The sequence below is a fragment of the Vreelandella malpeensis genome, assembly GCF_020622355.1.
GTDB lineage: Bacteria > Pseudomonadota > Gammaproteobacteria > Pseudomonadales > Halomonadaceae > Vreelandella > Vreelandella malpeensis.
This window is the reverse complement of sequence record NZ_WHVL01000007.1, coordinates 115,736-137,207: the sequence shown is the minus strand read 5'-3', so window position 1 is coordinate 137,207 and position 21,472 is coordinate 115,736. Positions and strand designations below refer to the sequence as shown.

The following is a 21,472-nucleotide window of genomic DNA, read 5'->3' as shown; positions in this document are numbered from 1 at the left end:
CATATGCGCTACATCAGCACGCGGGGCCAGGCCCCGGCGCTTTCGTTCGAAGAAGTGGTGCTCACCGGCATGGCCAGCGACGGCGGCCTCTACGTGCCCGAAGAGATCCCCGCGTTTTCCCGCAAGGAGCTCGCCGACATGGCCGGGCTCTCCTACGCCGAGATCGCCTTTCGGGTGATGAAGCCGTTCGTCAACGGCGAGATCGACGATGCGACCTTCAAGCGCCTGGTGACCGATGCCTACGCCACCTTCAGCCACGACGCGGTGGTGCCGCTCAAGCAGCTCGATGCCAACCACTTCCTGCTCGAGCAGTTCCATGGCCCGACGCTCGCCTTCAAGGATGTTGCGCTGCAGCTTCTCGGTCGCCTGCTCGACCACTTTTTGAAAAAGCGCGGCGAGCGCGCGGTGATCATGGGCGCGACCTCCGGTGATACCGGCTCGGCGGCCATCGAAGGCTGCCGCCACTGCGACAACCTGGACATCTTCATCCTGCACCCGCACAACCGCGTCTCGGAAGTGCAGCGCCGCCAGATGACATCGGTGCTTGCCGACAACGTCTTCAATATCGCCATCGAGGGCAACTTCGACGACGCACAGGCGATGGTCAAGGCGAGCTTCGCCGACCAAGGCTTCTTGCAGGGCACCCGGCTGGTGGCGGTCAACTCGATCAACTGGGCGCGCATCATGGCCCAGATCGTCTATTACGTGGCCGCCGGCGTCGCACTCGGCGCGCCGCACCGCGAGGTAAGCTTCTGCGTGCCGTCGGCGAACTTCGGCAACGTCTTCGCCGGCTACATGGCCTACAAGATGGGGCTGCCGGTGAAGCAGTTCATCATCGCCACCAACGCCAACGACATCCTGCACCGCACGCTCGCCGCCAACGACTTCTCCAAGAAGGAGCTCGAAGCGACGCTTGCGCCGTCGATGGACATCGTCGTGTCCTCTAACTTCGAGCGCCTGCTTTTCGATGCCTACGAGCGCGACGGCAAGGCGGTGGCGGCACTGCTCGAGCGCTTCCAGCAAGAGCCCACAGCGCTTGCCGAGGCGCCGCTTTCACGCCTGCGCGAGAAGTTTTCGAGCTTTAGTGTGGACGACGCCACCATTCTGGAAGTGATTCGCGAAGCGCACCAGCGCACCGGCGAGATGCTCGACCCGCACACCGCCACCGGCTACCGCGCCGCCGAGCGTGCACGCAGCGACCAGACCACGCCCATGGTGACGCTGGCTACCGCCCACCCGGCCAAGTTCGCCGAAGCGGTGGTCAAGGCGGGCTTCCAGGGTGTGCCGCTGCCCACCCATATGGACGATCTGCTCGAGCGTGAAGAGCGCTACACGGTGCTGCCCGCCGAGCTCGAAAGCGTGCAGCGCTTCGTGGCCGACAACCGGCGCCCGGGGTAGTGACCGACTTGAGTGCCGCCCCCGCCACGCTGTTGCAAGACGCCAGCCGTCCTCGACTGACGCCTCGTCCCCTGGACGAGGCGGTCTACGCCCGCGCCCAGCAGGAGGGGCTCTCGGAGCTTCAGGCCAGGCTTCTCGCCTCGCGCCTGCCGGGCTACACCGAGCCCTTGGCACCGCTGGTTTCGCCGAGTCTTCGCTATCTCGCCCACCCCGAGAAGCTGGCGGACGCTCGGCGCGGCGCCGAGCGCATCGCAAGAGCCGTTGCCGAGGGCGAATCGATCGGCATCCTCACCGACTACGACGTCGACGGCATCACCTCCCACGTGGTGATCAGGCGTACGCTGGTCGAGCTTTTCGGCGTGCCGCAGTCGAAGCTTCATAGCCTGATCGGTCACCGCATCAACGACGGTTACGGCATCAGCCTGCCGCTGGTCGAGCGCACGCTGGCGCTGTCGCCGCGCCCGAGCGTGGTGATCACCGCCGACTGCGGAAGCAGCGACGAGCCGCGCATCGCGCGCCTGAAGGCAGCCGGCATCGACGTGGTGGTGAGCGATCACCACGCGCTGCCCTTGGCCGGCCCGCCGGAATCCGCCTACGCCTGCATCAACCCGACCCGCGATGATTGCGACTATCCGGACAAGACCATCGCCGGCTGCATGGTGGCCTGGCTTCTGATGTCACTGGCCCGCGGCGTGCTGATCGAGTGGGGCGAGCTGAGCCCGGCCACGCCCAAGCTCTCGCCCTGGCTCTCCTATGTGGCGCTGGGGACCGTTGCCGACTGCGTGTCGCTCGGCGCAAGCCCCGCCAACCGTGCAGTGGTCAGTCACGGACTCACGTTGATCAACCGCATGGACGCTGCCTGCTGGCGGGCGATGGCGGCGCGGCTCGGCACCGACAGCGTGCCCTTCAGCGCCGAGACGCTGGCCTTCCAGATGGGCCCGCGCATCAATGCCCGCTCGCGTCTCGACGACCCCTACGCCGCGCTTCACTACATGCTCGCCGAGAGCGACGTGGTGGCCAACCGCCAGCTCGAGGTACTCGACCAGGACAACCAGTCGCGCAAGGCGATCGAGGCGGACATGGCCGACGAGGCCAAGCGTCTGGCGCTGCCCGCCATCGAAGCCGGCGAGCCCGCCGTGGTGGTGTTTCTCGAGGATGGCCATGCCGGCGTGCAGGGCATCGTCGCCTCGCGCCTGGTGCAGGCCTTCGGGCGCCCGGCGGTGGTATTAACTCGCGCCGCCGCGCCCCACATGCTCACCGGCTCCGGGCGCTCGATCGAGGGGCTGCACCTGCGCGACGCGCTGGCGCGTACCTTCGAGCTTGCCCCCGAGGCACTGCCGCGCTTTGGCGGCCATGCCGGTGCGGCCGGAGTGGGGCTAGCCGAAGAGCAGTATGAGGCGTTCAAGGCGGCGTTCCTGCAGGCCGTGGTCGAGCAGCTCGGCGAGACGCCGCGCACGCCCCAGCTCTTGACCGACGGTACGCTCGGCGCCGCCCAGCTCAATCTGGCCACACTCGACGAGATCGACGCCCTCGGCCCCTTCGGGCGCGAGTTCGAGGCGCCGCTGTTCCAGGGCGAGTTCATCGTCGAGGCGCTGCGCCCGGTGGGCGGTGAGGGCATCCACCTGATGCTGGAGCTCTCCCAAGGCCCCGTGACCTGCAAGGCGATCTGGTTTCGCGCACTGACGCCGGGCGAACTGCCGGCTTTTGGCGTGGGCGATACGCTTGCCTGCGCGTTCAAACTCAACCGCAACCGCTGGCGCGGCCGGGAGTCGCTGCAGCTCATGATCGAATACGCCGAAGCGGTTTGAGCGGGATGAACCAACAATAAAAGGACGCTTCAATGCGCGTGGAAGATCTCCCCGAGGATCGGCACACCTTGGTCGAAGACGCCATGGCGATGTTGCTGGGCACGCTGTTCGTGGCGCTCGGGGTGACGTTCTACACCCAGGCGGTGCTGCTCACCGGCAGCACGGCGGGGCTTGCGCTGTTGCTCAACTACCTGAGCGGCTGGGGATTCGGCGCCTGGTTCTTCGTCATCAACCTGCCGTTCTACTACCTCGCGATCAAGCGTATGGGCTGGAGCTTCACCCTGCGCACCTTCATCGCCATCGGCCTGGTGTCGCTGTTCTCGGAGCTCACCCAGGGCTGGGTGGTGTTCGAGGGCTTGCCCTCGCTCTACGCCGCGGTGATGGGGGGGGCGCTGATGGGGATCGGCATGCTGATGCTGTTTCGCCACCGTACGAGCCTTGGCGGTATCAATATCCTCGCGCTCTACCTGCAGCAGCGCCACGGCCTGCGGGCGGGCTACGTGCAGCTCGCCATCGACGGGGTAATTCTCGCCGTTGCGCTCACCCAGCTGCCGCTGGATCGCGTGGCGTTTTCAGTGCTGGGCGCGCTGACGCTGAACCTCATCATCGCGTTCAACCACAAGCCCGGGCGCTATATCGGCGTCAGCTGATGCCGCCCTTCCAGAACCAGGCGACGATCAGGCCGATCAGCGTGAGCCCTGCGAGGTTGACCAGTAGCGTCATGCGTTCTTCTCCTTGGCGGGTGTCCAGCGCCGCAGGCGGTTGGCGTTGCCGACCACGGTGATCGAGGAGAGCGACATGGCAACGCCTGCGATCATCGGCGAAAGCAGAGTGCCGGTCAGCGGGTAGAGAGCGCCGGCGGCAATGGGAATGCACAGCACGTTGTAGCCGAAGGCGCCGACCAGGTTCTGCTTGATGTTGGCAAGCGTGGCGCGACTGATCTCGATGGCCGAGGCCACCCCGTGCAGTGAACCGCGCATCAGGGTCATGCCGGCACTCTCGATGGCGATATCGGTGCCCTGGCCGATGGCGAAGCCGACGTCGGCGCGGGCCAGCGCCGGGGCGTCGTTGATGCCGTCCCCTACCATGCCCACCACCTCGCCTTCTTGCTGCAGGCGCTCGATGAACGCGTGCTTCTCCTCCGGCGCCATGCCGGATTCGAACTCGGTAATGCCGGTTTGCCTCGCGATGGCGGCAGCGGTGTGGTGATTGTCGCCGGTCAGCATGACCACCTTCATGCCATCTGCCTGCAGCCGCGCGACCGCGTCAAGGGCGTCACTGCGCAGCGGATCGCTGACACCGAACAGCGCGATCGGCGCGTCGGCTCTGGCGAGGTAGACGAGCGTGCGCGCCTGCGCCTCCAGCGCCTGCGCTTGTGATGCGGCGGGCGCGAGATCGACGCCGGCCTGCTCCAGCAGCCGGGCGCTGCCGAGCAGCAGCCGCTCGCCATCGACGGTGTACGCCCGAACGCCCTGACCGGTGACGCTCTCGAAGTCGCGGATCGCGGCGGGAGTAGCGCCCCCGGCCTCGGCGTGGTTGACCAGCGCAGCGGCGAGCGGGTGCTCCGAGCCGCGCTCCAGCGTCAGGGCGAGGCCGAGCGCGGTCGCGGCATCGCCTGCGAGGATGTCGGTGTCGGTGACCCGGGGCTTGCCTTCGGTCAGCGTGCCGGTCTTGTCCACCACCAGCGTGGTCAGGTGGCTTGCACGTTGCAGCGCCGCGCCGCTTCGCACCAGCACTCCCTGCTCGGCGGCCTTGCCCACGCCGATCATGGTGGAGATCGGCGTGGCCAGGCCCAGGGCGCAGGGACAGGCGATGATCAGCACCGTGGTCGCCGCCACCAGCATGTGGATCACCCGCGGCTCGGGGCCGAGGTTGAACCAGGCAAGCGCCGCCAGCACCGCGACGATCATCACCGCCGGTACGAATACTGCAGAGACCTTGTCCGCCAGCTCGCCGATCGGCGGGCGCGCGTTCTGGGCGCTGGCCACCTGCTCGGTGATCCGGCCCAGGCGCGTGTCGCTGCCCACGCGGGTGGCGCGGTAGACGAGCCCGCCCGCGCCGTTGACGGTGCCGGCGCTGACCTCGTTGCCTGGTTGCCTGGGAACCGGCAGCGGCTCGCCGGTGAGCATCGATTCGTCGATATGGCTCTGGCCTTCGACCACCAGCCCGTCCACTGGCAGGCGCTCGCCGGGGCGTACGCGCAGGTGGTCGCCTTCGCGCACTGCGTCGATATCGACTTCCTGCTCGATGCCATCGCGCAGCACCCGGGCGGTGCGGCTTTGCAGTGCCAGCAGGCGTTTCAGGGCGCTGCTGGTGCGCCCTCGGGCGCGAAGCTCCAGGGCGTTGCCGAGCAGGATGAGCCCGACCACCATGGCCGAGGCCTCGAAGTAGAGCCCTTGGGCGGCGGCGGGAAGCCAGGGTGCGAACAGCACTACGACCATCGAGTAGACCCAGGCGGTCCCGGTGCCCAGCGCCACCAGCGTATCCATATTGGCCTGTCGGCGCTGAAGGTTGTGCCAGGCGCCGACGAAGAAGTGGCGCCCAGGAAAGGCGAGTACGTAAAGCGTCAGAAGCCCCACCGCCAGCCAATAGAGCCTTCCGGCCCCCACCGGATGCGGATGGAAGACCCCCATGCCGAGCATCAGCGGCACGGCCAGCGAGAGCGCCACGGCGCTGCCGTGCAGGCGCTGGCGGTAGGTGGCCGCGTCCTGCTTGGCGCGCGCGCGCTCGGCCTCGCGCAGATCGACGATCGGCTCGGCCTGGTAGCCCGCGCCGGCCACGGCGTCGATCAGCGCCTGGCGTTCGGCGTGGCCGGCCACCTGGGCGACGTGGGTGGCGAAGTTGACACTCGCCGTCTCGACGCCGGGGGTGGCCGCGAGCGCCCGCTGCACGCTTTTGACGCAGCCGGCACAGGTCATGCCGCCGATGGAGAGGCGCTGCACCGGCGCACGCGATGCCATGGTGGTTCGTTCGTCGTTCATGGGGCCTCCTGGGAGCGCGTGTCGTCGGGGAAGCTTTCGATCAGCCGGCACAGGCTATGGCCGTCCGGGGCGGCGTCGGGCATCTCCTGCCAGCTCTGCAGTGCCTGCTCCATGCGCCGTGCCAGGGCTTCGAGCTCCTCGATGCGCGCGCGAATCTGGGGCAGGCGGCTTGCCAGCAGATCGCGCACCATCGGGCAGGGCGAGTCGCCGTGATCGGCGTGGCGCAGGATGTCGCGGATCTCGGCCACGCTGAAGCCGAGCTTGCGCGCCCGCTGGATGAAATGCAGCCGCTCGAGGTCGGTCGCACAGTAGAGGTGATAGCCGTTGTCCGGATGACGCTCGGGGGAGAGCAGGCCCTCGCGGGTATAGTGGCGCACCGTTTCCGGCGTCACGTGGCCGTGTCTGGCGATGTCGCTGACTTTCATGCGGTGTCGTCCCGTCGCTGTAGGTCTTCAGTGTAAAACCCTTGTGCCACCCAAAGGTCAAGCGAGTGCCTGGCAAGGTGGTTGCCACGGCCCTAAGACTAATGGATGGGCCCGAAACGAAATAAAACGAGCGTTTGCCCCTTGAACCCGCGCCGACATTGGGCGAAAACTACTCCTCGTGACGTATTAAAATAACCTAGGCGGGTGGCAACGCTCGTCGGATCATCGGGAAAGAGGCTCACTATGTATAACAACGTCAAGAAGCTCGCGCTGGTCTCTGCCGTGGCCGCCGCGGCCTGGGCGAGCCAGGCCAGTGCTGGCGGCTACCAGATCAACGAACAGAGCGTCAGCGGGCAGGGCTACGGCCACGCCGGGCGCAGCTCCAACGTCAACGACGCCACCATCGTCTTCGGCAACCCGGCGGGCATGTCGTTTCTGGATCGCGCGCAGATCACCGCCGGCGGCACCTACCTGAATCCCAAGACCAAGATCAGCAACGTGGAGGCCAGCCGGACACTGGATTCCGGCGTGGCGCTGGGCGGCGCGCCCAACGGCATCCAGGTTCCCGTCGGCGGCATCCCGGGCACCAACGAAGGCGACATGGTACCGGGCACGCTCGTCCCCTTCGCCTTCTACGCCCACCCGGTCAACGAGCGTCTCGCCTTCGGTTTCGGCGTCTACGCGCCGTTCGGCTCCAAGACCGACTACGAAAAGAACTTCCAGGGCCGCTATTTCGGCGACTATACCGAAGTGACCGTGATGACCGCCCAGCCGACGGTCTCCTACCGCTTCAACGACCAATGGTCGGTGGGCGTGGGCGTGACCTACAACAAGGTGGACGGCGAACTGCGTCGCCAATTGCCCTCCGGGCCCGCCTTCAGCGCCGCCACGGATATCGACTCGCGGGTTGAAGGCGACGACGAGGCCTGGGGCTACAACCTCGGCGTGATCTACCAGCCGGTGCCGGAGACCACTTTCGGCCTGACCTACCGCTCCAAGGTGGACTACACCCTCGAGGGCAGCTTCGCCGCTACCGACCCGCTGGGTAACGTGGTGCGCTCGGACCCCAACGCTTCTCTCGACCTGACCACGCCGGAGACGGTCAACTTCTCCGTCACCCAGCAGATGAGCGACCGCCTCAAGCTGATGTTCGGCACCTCTTGGGTGCGCTGGAGCCAGTTCGACGAGATTCGCGTCACCGGCACGAGAGGCGACGTCATCACCCAGGAAACCCAGGACTACACCAATGCCTGGGCCTTCGCCACCGGCGGCGAGTACCAGCTGACGCCAGAGCTTGCGCTGCGCGCGGGCCTGACGCTCGACTACACCCCGACCAGCGACGAGCACAGAAGCGTGCGCATTCCCTCGGACGACCGGCGCATCTTCTCGATCGGCGCCGGCTGGACGCCGATCCCCGATCTCACCCTGGACGTCGCCTACTCCTACCTGACCGAGCGCGGCACCCACGTCGAGCAGCAGCGCCGCGACCTGCTGGCAAGTGCGGCGACCGGTGGGGCTGCGGTGGGTGGCGCCAACTACGCAGCGGACTACAAGAACGAAGCCCACGGCTTCGGCGCGCAGTTGACCTACCGCTTCTAGAAAAATACAGCAAGACCTCAATCTCGAACGAACCCGGCGCCAGCCGGGTTTTTTCGTGGGCGCCACGGGGAGGATGCACCGGCGCCCGGGTTTCCGTTACACTAGGCGGTCATCGCCAGAAGGCGACCCTCCTTTTCGTACCCGACCCCTTTTTGACCAGACAAGGCGCGCTGCATGTTGGAAACCAATCCGATTCATACCCAGATCAAGGACCTGTCTGAGCGGACAGACGTTCTTAGGGGGTATCTTTGACTATGCCGAGAAGAAGGATCGGCTAGAGGAAGTCACCCGCGAGCTCGAGGACCCGAACGTCTGGAACGATCCGGACTACGCCCAGAAGCTGGGCCGCGAGCGCGCCTCGCTCGAGACGATCGTGGCGACCATCGACGAGCTCGACCAAGGCCTTGGTGATAGCCAGGACCTTCTGGAACTCGCCGAGATGGAAGAGGACGAGGCCACCGTCGAGGAGGTCAGCCGCGAGCTCGACACCCTGCAGGCGTCGCTCGAGAAGCTCGAGTTCCGGCGCATGTTCTCCGGCGAGATGGATCCCAACAACGCCTACATGGACATCCAGTCCGGCTCCGGCGGCACCGAAGCCCAGGACTGGGCGAACATCCTGCTGCGCATGTACCTGCGCTGGGCGGAAAGCCACGGCTTCAAGGCCGAGATCGTCGAGGTCTCCGCCGGCGAGGTGGCGGGCATCAAGTCCGCGTCGATCCATATCCAGGGCGATCACGCCTTCGGCTGGCTGCGCACCGAAACCGGCGTTCACCGCCTGGTGCGCAAGAGCCCCTTCGACTCGGGCGGTCGTCGCCACACCTCCTTCGCCTCGGTGTTTCTCTCCCCGGAGATCGACGACAGCTTCGAGGTCGAGATCAACCCGTCGGATCTGCGCGTGGACACCTACCGCTCCAGCGGCGCCGGCGGCCAGCACGTCAACACCACGGATTCCGCGGTGCGCATCACTCACGAGCCGACCGGCATCGTGGTGGCCTGCCAGAACCAGCGCAGCCAGCACGCCAACCGCGATTTCGCCATGAAGCAGTTGAAGGCGAAGCTGTGGGAGCACGAGATGCAAAAGCGCAACGCCGCAAAGCAGGAAGCGGAGGACTCCAAGGCCGACATCGGCTGGGGCAGCCAGATCCGCTCCTACGTGCTCGACGACCAGCGCATCAAGGATCTGCGTACCGGCGTGCAGTCCAGCAACTGCGACAAGGTGCTCGACGGCGACCTGGATCAGTTCATCATCGCCAGTCTCAAGCAGGGCCTTTGATGCTTTGCGGGCCGCCGGCGCGGCCCGCTGGCGTCTGAAAGCGTATTCCTTCGAATACCGCCTTCGAACACGACCTTCGAAACCGATCTTCGACATACATACAGGGTGCCGGATGGCTAACCAAGACGCGTCTCCCGCTGAAAACGAGAACCACCTGATCGCCGAGCGCCGCGCCAAGCTCGCCAAGCGCCGCGAAAGCGCCACCGCCCAGGGCAAGAGCGCCTTCCCCAACGACTTTCGCCGCGACAGCCTGACCGTCGAGCTCGATGCGCAGTTCGGCGACAAGGAGAAGGACGAGCTCGAGGCGCTGGATCACCACGCCGCCGTGGCCGGGCGCATCATGCGCAAGCGCGGCCCCTTCATCGTCATCCAGGACGTCGCCGGCCAGATCCAGCTCTACGTCGACAAGAAGGGCCTGCCCGCCGACGTGCTCGAGGACGTCAAGGGCTGGGACATCGGTGACATCGTTGCCGCCCGTGGCCCGGTGCACAAGTCCGGCAAGGGCGACCTGTACGTGATGATGAAGGAAGTGGCGCTGCTCACCAAGAGCCTGCGCCCGCTGCCCGACAAGTTTCACGGCTTGACCGATCAGGAGGCGCGCTACCGCCAGCGCTATGTCGATCTGATCATGAACCCGCAATCGCGCAAGGCCTTCGAGACCCGTGCGGCGGTGATCGCCTCCCTGCGCCGCTTCTTCGAGGCGCGTGGCTTCATGGAGGTGGAAACCCCCATGCTCCAGCCGATCCCCGGCGGAGCGACGGCGCGCCCGTTCGTCACCCATCACAACGCGCTGGACATGGACATGTACCTGCGTATCGCCCCGGAGCTCTATTTGAAGCGTCTGGTGGTGGGCGGCTTCGAGCGCGTCTTCGAAATCAACCGCAACTTCCGCAACGAAGGGCTCTCGACCCGGCACAATCCCGAATTCACCATGGTCGAATTCTACTGGGCCTACGCCGACTACAACGACCTGATGGACATGACCGAGGCGATGCTGCGCACCGCCGCCGAGGAAGTGCTGGGCACCACCATGCTCACCTACCAGGGAGCGAGCTACGACTTCGGTCAGCCCTTCAAGCGTTTGACCCTCAAACAGTCGATTCTCGATCACGGCGACGGCATCGTGGCAGCGGATCTCGACACCCTCGAGGCGGCGCGGGCCACCGCCGGGAAGCTCGGCATCAAGGTGAAGGAGAGCTGGGGCCTGGGCAAGCTGCAGACCGAGATCTTCGAGGAAGTGGCCGAGCACAAGCTCGACCAGCCGACCTTTATCACCGAGTACCCGGCGGAGGTCAGCCCGCTGGCCCGGCGCAGCGATTCAGACCCCTTCGTCACCGACCGGTTCGAGTTCTTCGTCGGCGGTCGCGAGATCGCCAACGGCTTCTCGGAGCTCAACGACGCCGAGGACCAGGCCGAGCGTTTTCGCGCCCAGGCCGCGGAGAAGGACGCAGGCGACCTCGAGGCGATGTACTATGACGCCGATTACGTGCGCGCGCTCGAGTACGGCATGCCGCCGACGGCGGGCGAGGGCATCGGCATCGACCGGCTGGTGATGCTGTTCACCGACAGCCCCTCGATTCGCGACGTGCTGCTGTTCCCGGCGATGCGCCCGGAAGTCGAGTAAAAGTTGGTAAGGGCGCGTCTTAGCGCCCATAATGGTCAACGTTTCGACGGCGAGGAGAATCCCATGAAACTGCTTAATCGCTCCGCTCTGAGCGTCAGGCCGACCCAGCCCTTCGTGGACTGGATCAACGCGCTGGAACCCACCACGGGCGACGACGACCTGACGCTTGCCGACGTCGAACGTGAAAGTACCATCTACCTGATTCCGGAAATGGATACGCCGGAGGCGCTCGAGACCCTCGTGCGCGATCGCTGCGTCGAGATCCTCGAGACCGAGCTTCGCGCCTGGGAAGAGGACGAGCGCCAGTGGCCACAGACGCTGGACTGGACGCTGTTCCAGACGTTTCTGAACGTCGAGCACAGCTATCTGGCCATCGACCTGGATGATGAGACGGCACTGGAAATTTCCGATGTCGACGACGCGTTGCTGCTCGACAACGACCCAGACTAGCGTTGCCGTCACGCGCTTTTCCTGTTTGCCAGAACCGGCCTCGGCCGGTTCTGGCGTTTAGCGGCGGCCTGAAGGAATCCCCCACCCATGCGACTCTTCGAAACCCGCCCCGGCGATGACGGCCTGCCGGGGCCGGAACGGGCCCTCGCGGTGCTGGCGTTGGTGACCGGCACTCTGATGGCGGTGGTCGATACCACCATGATCAACCTGGCCCTGCCCATCATCGCCGCCGATCTTGGCGCCTCCGCCTCGCGGTCGGTGTGGATCACCAACATCTTCCAGGTGGTGTGCGCGGCCTTTCTCCTTGTGTTCGCCGGGCTCAGCGAACTGATCACTCGGCGCAGGCTCTACCTGCTGGGGCTTTCCACCTTCGTTGTCGCCTCGCTGGGCGCGGCGCTTTCGCGCAATCTCGAGATGCTGCTGGTGTTTCGCGCCTTCCAGGGGCTCGGTGCGGCGGCCACGCTCTCCATCGGGCCATCGCTCTACCGGCTGATCTTTCCGTCACGCCTTCTGGGCAGCGCCCTGGGCCTGAGCGCGCTGGTGGTGGCAGGGGGCTACGCCGCCGGCCCGACACTCAGCGGGGTGATCCTGTCGTTTGCCGACTGGCCGTGGCTTTTCGCCCTCAACGTGCCGCTCGGGCTCTGCTCGCTCTACTTCGCCGCCAAGGCCTTGCCCCGGGACCCGGCGCGCCAGGGCAGCTTCGACGTGGCCGGCGCCCTCTACTCGATGGCGATGCTGGCGAGCTTCTTTCTGGCCATGGACGGCGTGGGGCACGCTGCCTATCTAGAGGCGGGTGCCTGGAGCGCGCTCTGCGTGGTAGCGGCGTTTGCCTTCGTGCGCCGCCAGCGCCGCGCCGCCTATCCGCTTTTGCCGCTAAGCGTCTTCAGCGAGATGCGCTTCACGCTTGCGGTCTCCGCCTCGGGGCTCGCCTTCATCGGCCAGGGACTGACTTTCGTGGCGCTGTCGTTCTTCTACCAGGACCAGATGGGGCTCTCGCCGCTGGAGACCGCCTGGCTCTTCACTCCCTGGCCGCTGGCCATCATGGTGGTGGGGCCGCTGGCCGGGCGCCTGGCGGACAAGGTCAACCCGAGCGTGCTGTCGAGCGTTGGCCTTGCTTTTCTGATCGTCGGACTGGTAGCGCTGGCGCTGGTCGACGAGAGCACCTCGGCGGCGGGCAGCCTCTGGCGCACGGCGCTGTGCGGCATCGGCTTCGGGCTTTTTCAGCCGCCCAACAACCGCGAGATGATGGCGAGTTTGCCGGTTGCGCGCAGTGCCAACGTCTCCGGGGTGATGAGCACCATGCGTACCGTGGGGCAATCCTTCGGCGTTGCCGTGGTGGGGGCCGCCCTCGCCCTGGGGCTCGCCGTGCAGGCAACGCTCTGGTTCGGCGCCTTCACCACCTTGCTGGCCCTGGTAGCGAGCCTCTCCCGGGTATCGCTTGCCGGGCGCGCCCTCGTTGAACGTCGGGCATCGTCGAGGCGCGACTAAGGGCGTACAATGGCAGGCGTTTATCTAACCAGGAGGCCCGCCATGGCGCTGCAGACACATATCGAGAACAAGTTGGCGACGCTTTCGCCAAACGTGCTGCAGGTGGAAAACGAAAGTCATCTGCACAACGTGCCGGCCAATTCCGAGACCCATTTCAAGGTCACGCTGGTGTCCGAGAGCTTCGAGGGAATGATGCCGGTCAAGCGCCACCAGCAGATCTATGCGCTGCTGGCCGACGAGCTCTCGGGCCCGGTCCACGCCCTGGCGCTGCACCTTTACACGCCCGGTGAGTGGTCGGCGCGCGGTGGCCAGCGGCCGAACTCGCCGGACTGTCTTGGCGGTCAGCGCGGCAGCGGAAAGTGACTCCGGAAGTCACCCGACGCCACTACCTGGACGCCATGGGCATTACCGCCTGGGCGTGCCGCTACCAGTTGCCCGGCGCCGCCCCGACGCCAGCCTGCGAGTGGGAGGAGCCGACGCACGCCGTGGCGCCACGCCAGCAGCTGCACGCGCTGCTCGACGAGCCGAGCCCGCCGGCGCCTGCCAGAGCACCCGCCGCGCCCGGTGCCGACACCGCCACCCGGTCCGCCAAGTCTGCCCGGGCGCTGCTCGGCGATATCGCCCTGCCGGATCAGGCGAGCGAAGTGCCAGTACCCGCCGTCAAGACGCCGTCCGCCCCTGAAAGCGCTCCCTCGGCCGAGCCTGTGGTGTTCACGATGACGTGGCTTTGCATCGGCGGTCGCTGGCTCAGCCTGCACCCCGGCGAGCTCACCGCCCTGGAGCAGCGCCTGCTCGGCAACCTGCTCGCCGCCGCCGACGTGCTCGAAAGCGAATTGCCCGCGCCGACCACCTTCGCCTGGCCGCCCATGGCGGGGGTGTTCACGCCCGAGGACCCGCTGGAAGAAGCGCGCGAAGGACTCGCCGCCTTCGTTGCCGGCGCCGCTTCACGCCAGGGCTGGCAGCTGGAGCGCCTGCTATGGTGGGGCGACGATGACGATACCGCCAGTACGCTCGCGACGGTGCTCGATCTCAACGAACAGCGAAGCCAAACCCTGGAGCTCCCTCTCTGGCGGGCGCCGAGCCTGGCGACCCTGCTCCAGGGTTCGGCCGCCAAGCGCGCGCTCTGGCCGGCGCTTGCACGTCTGGCCGACAGCTCCACGAGAACACCTTGATTCACCCCTTGACGCGCGCCAACGAAGAAGCGCTTTGCGCCCTGGAGACGCGCGCCCGGAGTGGGGTGAGCGCGCGCACGCTCAAAGAGGCGCTCGAAAGCGATACCCAGGAGGTGCTCGGCTATCACGACGGCACAGTGCTTACGGGGTATGCGCTGGTGACACGCCTGCCTTTCGAGGCGGAGCTTCAGGCGATCGGCGTGCTGCCTGAGCGGCGAGGCGAGGGGATGGGGCGAGCACTGCTGCAAGCGGTGATCGTTCAGGCACGCGCGTGGCAAAGCGAGCGCGTGCTTCTGGAGGTACGGGCGGGCAATCTGGCGGCGATCACGCTCTACGAGCGCCTGGGGTTCGGCATCGATGGCCGCCGCAAGGGGTACTACCCGGCCATCGAGGCGGCCGGGCGGGAGGATGCACTCTTGATGTCGAGGGGGCTCTAGGCGCTTTCGCTGGACTCGAACTTCGCGAGCACGCCCTGCAGGCGACGCTCCCACTCCTCGTGCTCCTGCTTGAATTGCTCGTTCTCGCGGCGCAGCTCTTCGTTCTCGAGCTTGAGGAGCTCCAGCGCCTCGACGGTATCGGTGACTTTCTGCTCTAGCTGATTGAATAGTTCAAGGCTCATGCCTACCTCCAGAAGACGGGACAGAACGCATCGCCCACGGTGAGTGACGCGTCAGGGCAGCAGCGTAACGCCGCGTTTGGGCCGCGGCAAGCCTAGCCGCGCCGATAGAGTCGGGCGATGCTCTCGCCGGCGCCGGTTTCCCGATGAAGCTGCCAATTGGCGGGCACCACCGGGGCGAGCGCGCGCTCGGTCTCCAGATAGATCAGCGCCTCGTCACCGAGCCAGCCGCCCTGCTCCAGCGCCTGGCAGCAGGGCTCGGCCAGCCCCTGGCCGAAGGGCGGATCGAGGAAGACCAAGTCGAACGCAGAGGCGCTTTGGTCAAGAAAGCCGCCAGCATCCGTCGTGATCACCCGGGCATTTTCTGCCCCCAGGGTCGCGAGGTTGTCGCGGATCAGCTCGGCCACCGCCGCCTCCCGCTCGATGAACACCGTCTCTCGCGCCCCGCGCGACAGCGCCTCGATGCCCAGCGCCCCGGAGCCCGCGAAAAGATCCAGCGTGCGACAGCCGGAAAGCGTCGGGCCGAGCCAGTTGAACAGCGTTTCGCGGACACGATCCGGCGTCGGGCGAAGCCCGGGAAGGTCGAGCACGGGGAGCTGGCGGCGGCGGTAGTCGCCGCCGATAATACGTAGCTTGCCAAGGGCCTTGGACGAGCCCCGGGGGGCCGCCGCCCTGCGTGATGAGCGTTGTCGTTTCATGCGGGCGATTGTAGCTGCCGCGTTGTCCAAAGTCTTGGTCGGCGGTGGTAGGATGGGCACAATGTTCCCCTTTTTTCGTTGGATACCCTCATGTTCGGTTTCTTGAAGCGCAAGAAAAAGCAGGATTCTCAGCAGCACCCGACGCCGGAAGAGGCGCGCACGCCAGACCTCGCCTCGACCCCGGAACCCGAGCAGGGGCCAGAGCCTTTGCTCGAGACGCCGCCGACCGAGCCGGCGCCCGCCAGGCCCGAGCCCGAAACGCCGGAGATAGCGCCGACGCCGGAGACGCCCGAGGTTGAGCCGGAGCCCGCAAAGCCCGAAGTCGAGCCCGGGCCCGAAACGCCCGAGATCGCGCCCAAGCCCGAAACGCCCGAACCCGAAAAGCCCGAGGTCGAGCCGACCCCGAAAACACCCGAGATCGAGCCCGAACCGGCCTCCCCGGAGGTTGAGCCCGAAAAGCCTGCGCCAGAGGTGGAGCCGGTACCTGACACCCCGGAAATCGACCCCGAGCCCGCCCCGCCGGAAGTCGCGCCCACGCCTGCCGCACCGGAAATCGAGCCGGCTACCCCCACGCCGGCCCCGAGCCCCGATGAAAAGCCGGTGGCGGTCGAGAAGTCGGTGGCCGAGAAACAGGGGTGGTTTGCCCGCATCAAGTCCGGGCTCGGACGCACCCGGGCCAACCTGACCGATGGTCTGGCGGATCTGTTTCTGGGCAAGAAGCAGATCGACGACGAGCTGCTCGAGGATCTCGAGACCCAGCTTCTGATGGCCGATGTCGGCATCGAGGCGACCACCGAGATCATCGAATCGCTGCAGGCGAGAGTCTCGCGCAAGGAGCTTGCCGACGCGCAGGCGCTCTACAAGGGGCTGCAGGAGGAGCTTGCACGTCTGCTCGCGCCGGTATCGACACCGCTCACCCTCGACAAGTCCGACGAGGGCCCCTTCGTGATCCTGGTGGTGGGCGTCAACGGCGCCGGCAAGACCACCACCATCGGCAAGCTGACCCAGCGCTTCCAGCGCGAGGGCAAGAGCGTGATGCTCGCTGCCGGCGACACCTTCCGCGCGGCGGCGGTCGAGCAGCTCAAGGTGTGGGGCGAGCGCAACCGCGTGCCGGTCATCGCCCAGCACACCGGCGCCGACAGCGCCTCGGTGATCTATGACGCGGTGGCCGCGGCCAAGGCGCGTGGCGTCGACGTGCTGATCGCCGACACCGCAGGGCGGCTGCACAACAAGAGCCACCTGATGGAGGAACTCAAGAAGGTCCATCGGGTGATGAAGAAGCTCGACGCCACGGCGCCCCACGAGGTGATGCTGGTGCTCGACGCGGGCACCGGCCAGAACGCCATTTCCCAGGCCAGCACCTTCAACGAGGCGGTGCCGGTCAGCGGCATCACGCTGACCAAGCTCGATGGTACCGCCAAGGGCGGGGTGATCTTCGCGCTCGCCAAGCAGCTCGAAACGCCGATTCGCTTCATCGGCGTCGGCGAGGGCCTCGATGACTTGCGCCCCTTCGTCGCCGACGAATTCGTCACGGCGCTTTTTGACCGGCCCGAGGATGACGGCCGCGCATGATCGCTTTTGAGCACGTCGGCAAGCGGTACGGCGGGCGCTTCGAGGCGCTGGCCCACCTGAACTTTCACGTCGCCCCGGGGGAGATGGTATTCCTGACCGGCCACTCCGGCGCGGGCAAGAGCTCGCTTCTGCGCCTGATCATGCGCCTGGAGAAGCCCACTCGGGGCCGGGTCGTTGTTGCCGGCCACGACATCGCCACGCTCCACCCGAGCCAGGTGCCGTTCTATCGCCGCCAGATCGGCGTGGTGTTCCAGGACCACCAGCTGTTGTTCGATAGAAGCGTGTTTAAAAACGTGGCGCTGCCGCTGGAGATCCAGGGGCTCGAGCCTCGCGAGTCCGCGCGCCGGGTGCGGGCGGCGCTCGACAAGGTGGGGCTCCTGCATCGCGAGAAGGCGCTGCCGGTAGAGCTTTCCGGCGGCGAACAGCAGCGCGTGGGCATTGCCCGCGCCGTGGTCAACAAGCCGGCCTTGCTGCTTGCCGATGAGCCCACCGGTAACCTCGACCCGCACCTGTCCGCCGATATCATGGGCCTGTTCGAGGATTTCAACCGCATCGGCACCACGGTGATGATCGCAAGCCACGACCTGGCGCTGATCGCCAGGCTCAAGCACCGCATTCTGCGCCTGCGCGATGGGCGGCTGATCGCCGACGAGGGGGCCGTATGAAGCGCCCGACGCCTTCGGAGCCGTCCCGCCGCCAAGGCGCGGTCAGCCGTCGCCGGGCGAGCGCCGTCCCCGACCGACGCGCCCCCGCGCCCAAGCCCAAGCCGCGTGCCACCGGGCCAGGGCTTGGCAGCCGGGCACGGGCCTGGGGGCGCCATCACCGGGCGATGCTCGCCGACAGCCTCCAGCGGCTGGTGCGCCATCCGCTGGGCAGTCTGCTCACCATGCTTGCCATCGCCATCGCCCTGGTGCTGCCCGCCGCGCTCTGGCTGACGCTCGACAGCGCCCGGCTGCTGGATGCCGAGCTCGACGAAAGCGCTACGCTCACCGTCTATCTCGAACCGGCAGTGGATCAGGCCCAGGCCGAACGCATCGAGGAGGCGGTAGGCGCCGAGGCGGGCGTCGGCGAGACCCGCTTGATCAGCGCCGAGGAGGGCATGGCCACGTTCCAGCGCTCGTTGGGTCTCGATGATACCCTGATGGGACTCGAGGAGAATCCGCTGCCGGCGAGCATCGTGATTCACCCGCAAAGCGTCGATCCCGGTGCCATGGAGGCGCTCGCCGGGCAGCTCGAGGGGCTGGCCGGGGTGGACGAGGTGCGCCTGGATCTCGCCTGGGTCGAGCGGCTTCGCCATCTGGCCAATCTCGGTCGGCGGGTGGCGCTGGCGCTCGGCGTGCTGTTCGGCTTCGGCGTGCTTCTGGTGGTCGGCAACACCATTCGGCTGGCGGTGGAGAGCCGACGCCGGGAGATCGAGGTGGTGATGCTGATCGGCGCTACCCACGCTTTCGTGCGTCGGCCATTTCTCTACAGCGGGGCGTGGTACGGCTTCGGTGGCGGGGGGCTGGCGCTTTTGCTGCTGGGGCTTGGCAACCACTGGCTGTCGCTGCCGGTGGCGGCACTGGCGGCGAGCTACGGGGCGGACTTCAGCCTGCCGCAACTGGACGTTGCGGGCTCTACAATTCTGCTCGCTTGCAGTACACTGTTAGGCTGGTTGGGAGCATGGCTTGCGGTGTCGCGCCACCTCGCCAGCATTCGTCCGCGCTGAGTCAGGGTATGCGCGCGGCGCCGGTCGACCGGCAACATGAACCTTGAAAGCATTTGATGGTCATAACGAACATTCCGACACTGCCATGTTGATCGCGCCGCGCCATACCCGGCCACGTCGATGACAACAGCAGGTCAACCAAGATAGGTGAAAGGAGACCTTCTGCATGAGCACTAGTCTTCTACCGGTGGGGCAGCTTTCTCCGGGAAACGACCTCGGCGGCTACATTCAAGCGGTCAACGGCATCGCCGTACTCACTGTCGAAGAAGAGCGCGAGCTCGCGTATCGCCTTCACGATGACGGCGACCTGGAAGCGGCGCGTCGCCTGGTTCTTTCCCACCTGCGTTTCGTGGTTCACATCGCACGCAGCTACTCCGGCTACGGCTTGCCCCAGGCGGACCTGATCCAGGAGGGCAACGTGGGGCTGATGAAGGCGGTCAAGCGCTTCGACCCCAACCAGGGCGTGCGCTTGGTGTCGTTTGCGGTGCACTGGATCAAGGCCGAGATTCACGAGTTCGTGCTGCGCAACTGGCGTATCGTCAAGATCGCTACCACCAAGGCGCAGCGCAAGCTGTTCTTCAACCTGCGCAGCGCGAAAAAGCGTCTGGCCTGGCTGAACAACGACGAGGTCAACGCCATTGCCAAGGATCTCGACGTCAAGCCCGAGATCGTGCGCGACATGGAAGGGCGGCTGTCGGCCTTCGATGCCGGCTTCGACGCCTCGCCTGGCGAGGACGAAGAGAGCCCATACCCGGCGCCGGCGCAGTTTCTCGACGATGCCTCCATGGACCCGGCGACCCAGCTCGAGGACAGCGACTTCGAGCAGGACTCGACCCGCCGCCTGCAGCTGGCGCTCGGCGAGCTCGATGACCGCTCGCGAGACATCCTGCAGCGCCGTTGGCTGACCGACAACAAGTCGACCCTGCACGATCTGGCGGACGTCTACGGTGTCAGCGCCGAGCGTATTCGCCAGCTCGAGAAGAACGCCATGAAGAAGCTGCGCCAGAAGATGGGCGAGCCGCTCGCCGCCTGACGTCGGCAGTGACGCGTAAAGCAGTGACGCGTAAAAAAGCCCCGGCACTGCCGGGGCTTTTTCGTGCCTGGCCACGAGCGGCTCAGGCGGGCTGGGCGCTCTGGCGCAGCAGCTGGCGCGAGATCAGGGCCCACTGGTCCTCCCAGTACTCGGTGGGCGCGCGCTTGAAGTCGCTACGCACGTACTGGGCGATGCGCCCTTCGGCCTGGGCGATCAGAAGGTTCGCCGCCGCCGGGGCGGGAATGCTCGGGCGCAGCCCTTCGCGAAGCTCCGCCTCGCGCAGGATCTGCTTGAGCTGCGTCTCCAGGCGCTCGAAGAGCTGATGGACCCGCTGGCGGAGCCTGGCGGTCTCGCCGGTGAGCACGTCGCCGCCGAGCACCCGGGCAAGGCCGGGGTTCTTCTCGGCGAAGCCCAGCAGCAGCGCCAGGATCGTCGCGCAGCGCGCCTCGGCCTCGGGCTTGTCCTCGAGAATGCGCGTGATGCGGGCGAACACGCTCTCCTCGATGAAATCGATCAGCCCCTCGAACATGCGCGCCTTGCTCGGAAAGTGGCGGTAGAGCGCCGCTTCCGAGACGCCGACCTGACGAGCGAGCGCGGCGGTGGTGATGCGCTTGCCGCTGTCCTCCTCGAGCATGATGGCCAGCGCCTGCAGAATCTGATCGCGGCGGCGAGGTTTGTGGTCGTCGCTCATGGTGGTGACCCCTCGCTTAGCTCGCGTCGCTGATCAACGTGCCGACACCTGCGTTGGTGAATATTTCCAGCAGCACCGCATGGGGCACGCGCCCGTCGATGATGTGGGCGCTGTTGACACCACCTTTCACCGCCTCCAGCGCGCAGCGAATCTTCGGAAGCATCCCTCCGTAGATGGTGCCGTCCTCGATCAGGCCGTCCACCTGGGCGGTGGTCAGCCCCGTGAGCACGTCGCCTGCGCCGTTCATCAGGCCCGCCACGTTGGTCAAAAGCATCAGCTTCTCGGCACACAGCGCCTCGGCGAGCTTGCCGGCGACCAGGTCGGCGTTGATGTTGTAGCTGTGACCCTCGGCGTCGACGCCGATCGGGGCGATCACCGGAATGAAGTCGCGGGCGGCGAGCATTTCAATCAGATCGGTGGAGATCGACTCCACTTCGCCGACATGACCGATGTCGATGATCTCCGGGGCGGTCATCTCAGGGGTCTTGTGCTCGACCTTGAGCTGGCGGGCGCGGATCTGGGCGCCGTCCTTGCCGGTCAGGCCGATCGCCTTGCCGCCGCACTGGTTGATCAGGTTGACGATGCTCTTGTTGACCAAGCCCCCGAGCACCATCTCTACTACGTCCATGGTCTGGGCGTCGGTGACGCGCATGCCGTTGACGAAGCGCGACTCGATGTTGAGCTTCTCGAGGAGGCTGCCGATCTGCGGGCCGCCGCCGTGCACCACCACCGGGTTGATGCCGACCTCCTTCATCAGCACGATGTCGCGGGCGAAGGAGTCGATCAGGGCGTCTTCGGTCATGGCGTTGCCGCCGTACTTGACGACCACGGTCTTGCCGGAGAACTGCTGGATGTAGGGAAGCGCCTCTGACAGCACTTCCACGACGACCTTCGGGTCGCGGCTTTCTGGATTCATTGCGTTATCCCTTGGCTTTT

The 21,472-nt window shown here is 66.5% G+C and carries 21 protein-coding genes; 15 read left to right on the top strand and 6 right to left on the bottom strand.

Annotated elements, in window-relative coordinates; all coding sequences use genetic code 11:
- Positions 1-3: 3 nt before the first annotated feature.
- From thrC to GEV37_RS15555, 3 genes are read left to right on the top strand one after another with little or no spacing between them, the layout of a single operon-like run.
- Positions 4-1,398, top strand: coding sequence for a threonine synthase (gene thrC, locus GEV37_RS15565; RefSeq protein WP_227391186.1), 1,395 nt, complete (start codon positions 4-6; stop codon positions 1,396-1,398).
- The gene (locus GEV37_RS15560; protein WP_227391185.1) at positions 1,398-3,206 is read left to right on the top strand and encodes a single-stranded-DNA-specific exonuclease RecJ; all 1,809 of its coding nucleotides are present in this window, start codon (positions 1,398-1,400) and stop codon (positions 3,204-3,206) included. The genes thrC and GEV37_RS15560 overlap by 1 nt, the downstream gene beginning before the upstream one ends.
- Before the next feature lie 32 nt (positions 3,207-3,238).
- On the top strand, positions 3,239-3,856 hold the full coding sequence (locus tag GEV37_RS15555) for a YitT family protein (protein ID WP_227391184.1): 618 nt from the start codon (positions 3,239-3,241) through the stop codon (positions 3,854-3,856).
- Positions 3,857-3,925: 69 nt separating this feature from the next.
- Here GEV37_RS15555 and GEV37_RS15550 read toward each other — a convergent pair whose 3' ends face one another.
- Both GEV37_RS15550 and GEV37_RS15545 read right to left on the bottom strand, forming a co-directional pair.
- Positions 3,926-6,187 carry a heavy metal translocating P-type ATPase gene (locus GEV37_RS15550; protein WP_227391183.1) on the bottom strand — a complete coding sequence of 754 codons (2,262 nt, stop codon included), beginning with the start codon at positions 6,185-6,187 and terminating at the stop codon, positions 3,926-3,928.
- Positions 6,184-6,612, bottom strand: a complete 429-nt coding sequence (locus tag GEV37_RS15545) for a MerR family transcriptional regulator (RefSeq protein WP_227391182.1) — start codon at positions 6,610-6,612, stop codon at positions 6,184-6,186. Before GEV37_RS15545 ends, GEV37_RS15550 begins: the two co-directional genes overlap by 4 nt.
- Before the next feature lie 243 nt (positions 6,613-6,855).
- Here GEV37_RS15545 and GEV37_RS15540 point away from each other — a divergent pair, with 243 nt between their 5' ends.
- From GEV37_RS15540 to rimI, 8 genes are all read left to right on the top strand, one after another.
- Positions 6,856-8,211, top strand: a complete 1,356-nt coding sequence (locus GEV37_RS15540) for an OmpP1/FadL family transporter (protein ID WP_227391181.1) — start codon at positions 6,856-6,858, stop codon at positions 8,209-8,211.
- Between the two features lie 174 nt (positions 8,212-8,385).
- A protein-coding gene (gene prfB / locus GEV37_RS15535; protein WP_338035137.1) for a peptide chain release factor 2 occupies positions 8,386-9,484 on the top strand; the annotation gives its coding sequence in 2 pieces (ribosomal slippage) (positions 8,386-8,460 and positions 8,462-9,484; 1,098 coding nt in all).
- Between the two features lie 112 nt (positions 9,485-9,596).
- A complete protein-coding gene (gene lysS / locus GEV37_RS15530; protein ID WP_227391180.1) occupies positions 9,597-11,108 on the top strand; it encodes a lysine--tRNA ligase in 1,512 nt (503 codons plus the stop codon).
- Between the two features lie 63 nt (positions 11,109-11,171).
- On the top strand, positions 11,172-11,558 hold the full coding sequence (locus GEV37_RS15525) for a hypothetical protein (RefSeq protein ID WP_227391179.1): 387 nt from the start codon (positions 11,172-11,174) through the stop codon (positions 11,556-11,558).
- A gap of 87 nt (positions 11,559-11,645) precedes the next feature.
- Positions 11,646-13,046: an MFS transporter gene (locus GEV37_RS15520; RefSeq protein WP_227391178.1), complete on the top strand. Its 1,401-nt coding sequence runs from the start codon at positions 11,646-11,648 to the stop codon at positions 13,044-13,046.
- A 42-nt stretch (positions 13,047-13,088) separates the two neighbouring features.
- Complete coding sequence (locus GEV37_RS15515; RefSeq protein WP_227391177.1) at positions 13,089-13,409, top strand: BolA family protein; 321 nt, start codon at positions 13,089-13,091, stop codon at positions 13,407-13,409.
- Positions 13,406-14,218 carry a hypothetical protein gene (locus GEV37_RS15510; protein ID WP_227391176.1) on the top strand — a complete coding sequence of 271 codons (813 nt, stop codon included), beginning with the start codon at positions 13,406-13,408 and terminating at the stop codon, positions 14,216-14,218. The genes GEV37_RS15515 and GEV37_RS15510 overlap by 4 nt, the downstream gene beginning before the upstream one ends.
- Complete coding sequence (rimI, locus tag GEV37_RS15505; protein WP_227391175.1) at positions 14,215-14,655, top strand: ribosomal protein S18-alanine N-acetyltransferase; 441 nt, start codon at positions 14,215-14,217, stop codon at positions 14,653-14,655. Before GEV37_RS15510 ends, rimI begins: the two co-directional genes overlap by 4 nt.
- On the opposite strand, the gene zapB is transcribed toward rimI, so the two are convergent.
- Together zapB and rsmD are read right to left on the bottom strand one after the other, a co-directional pair.
- Positions 14,652-14,837, bottom strand: coding sequence for a cell division protein ZapB (gene zapB / locus GEV37_RS15500; protein ID WP_227391174.1), 186 nt, complete (start codon positions 14,835-14,837; stop codon positions 14,652-14,654). The genes rimI and zapB overlap by 4 nt on opposite strands.
- A 92-nt stretch (positions 14,838-14,929) precedes the next feature.
- Complete coding sequence (rsmD, locus tag GEV37_RS15495) at positions 14,930-15,532, bottom strand: 16S rRNA (guanine(966)-N(2))-methyltransferase RsmD (RefSeq protein ID WP_227391173.1); 603 nt, start codon at positions 15,530-15,532, stop codon at positions 14,930-14,932.
- Positions 15,533-15,622: 90 nt separating this feature from the next.
- Between rsmD and ftsY the strand changes: the two genes are divergently transcribed.
- From ftsY to rpoH, 4 genes are all read left to right on the top strand, one after another.
- On the top strand, positions 15,623-17,104 hold the full coding sequence (gene ftsY, locus GEV37_RS15490) for a signal recognition particle-docking protein FtsY (protein ID WP_227391172.1): 1,482 nt from the start codon (positions 15,623-15,625) through the stop codon (positions 17,102-17,104).
- A complete protein-coding gene (ftsE, locus tag GEV37_RS15485; RefSeq protein WP_227391171.1) occupies positions 17,101-17,769 on the top strand; it encodes a cell division ATP-binding protein FtsE in 669 nt (222 codons plus the stop codon). Before ftsY ends, ftsE begins: the two co-directional genes overlap by 4 nt.
- Positions 17,766-18,812, top strand: coding sequence for a permease-like cell division protein FtsX (gene ftsX / locus GEV37_RS15480; RefSeq protein ID WP_227391170.1), 1,047 nt, complete (start codon positions 17,766-17,768; stop codon positions 18,810-18,812). The genes ftsE and ftsX overlap by 4 nt, the downstream gene beginning before the upstream one ends.
- 166 nt (positions 18,813-18,978) lie before the next feature.
- Complete coding sequence (rpoH, locus tag GEV37_RS15475) at positions 18,979-19,845, top strand: RNA polymerase sigma factor RpoH (protein WP_227391169.1); 867 nt, start codon at positions 18,979-18,981, stop codon at positions 19,843-19,845.
- 82 nt (positions 19,846-19,927) lie between these two features.
- Here the strand turns inward: rpoH and slmA are convergent, their stop codons facing one another.
- Together slmA and argB are read right to left on the bottom strand one after the other, a co-directional pair.
- Positions 19,928-20,536: a nucleoid occlusion factor SlmA gene (slmA, locus tag GEV37_RS15470; RefSeq protein WP_227391168.1), complete on the bottom strand. Its 609-nt coding sequence runs from the start codon at positions 20,534-20,536 to the stop codon at positions 19,928-19,930.
- Positions 20,537-20,552: 16 nt separating this feature from the next.
- A complete protein-coding gene (gene argB, locus GEV37_RS15465) occupies positions 20,553-21,452 on the bottom strand; it encodes an acetylglutamate kinase (RefSeq protein ID WP_227391167.1) in 900 nt (299 codons plus the stop codon).
- Positions 21,453-21,472: the final 20 nt, after the last annotated feature.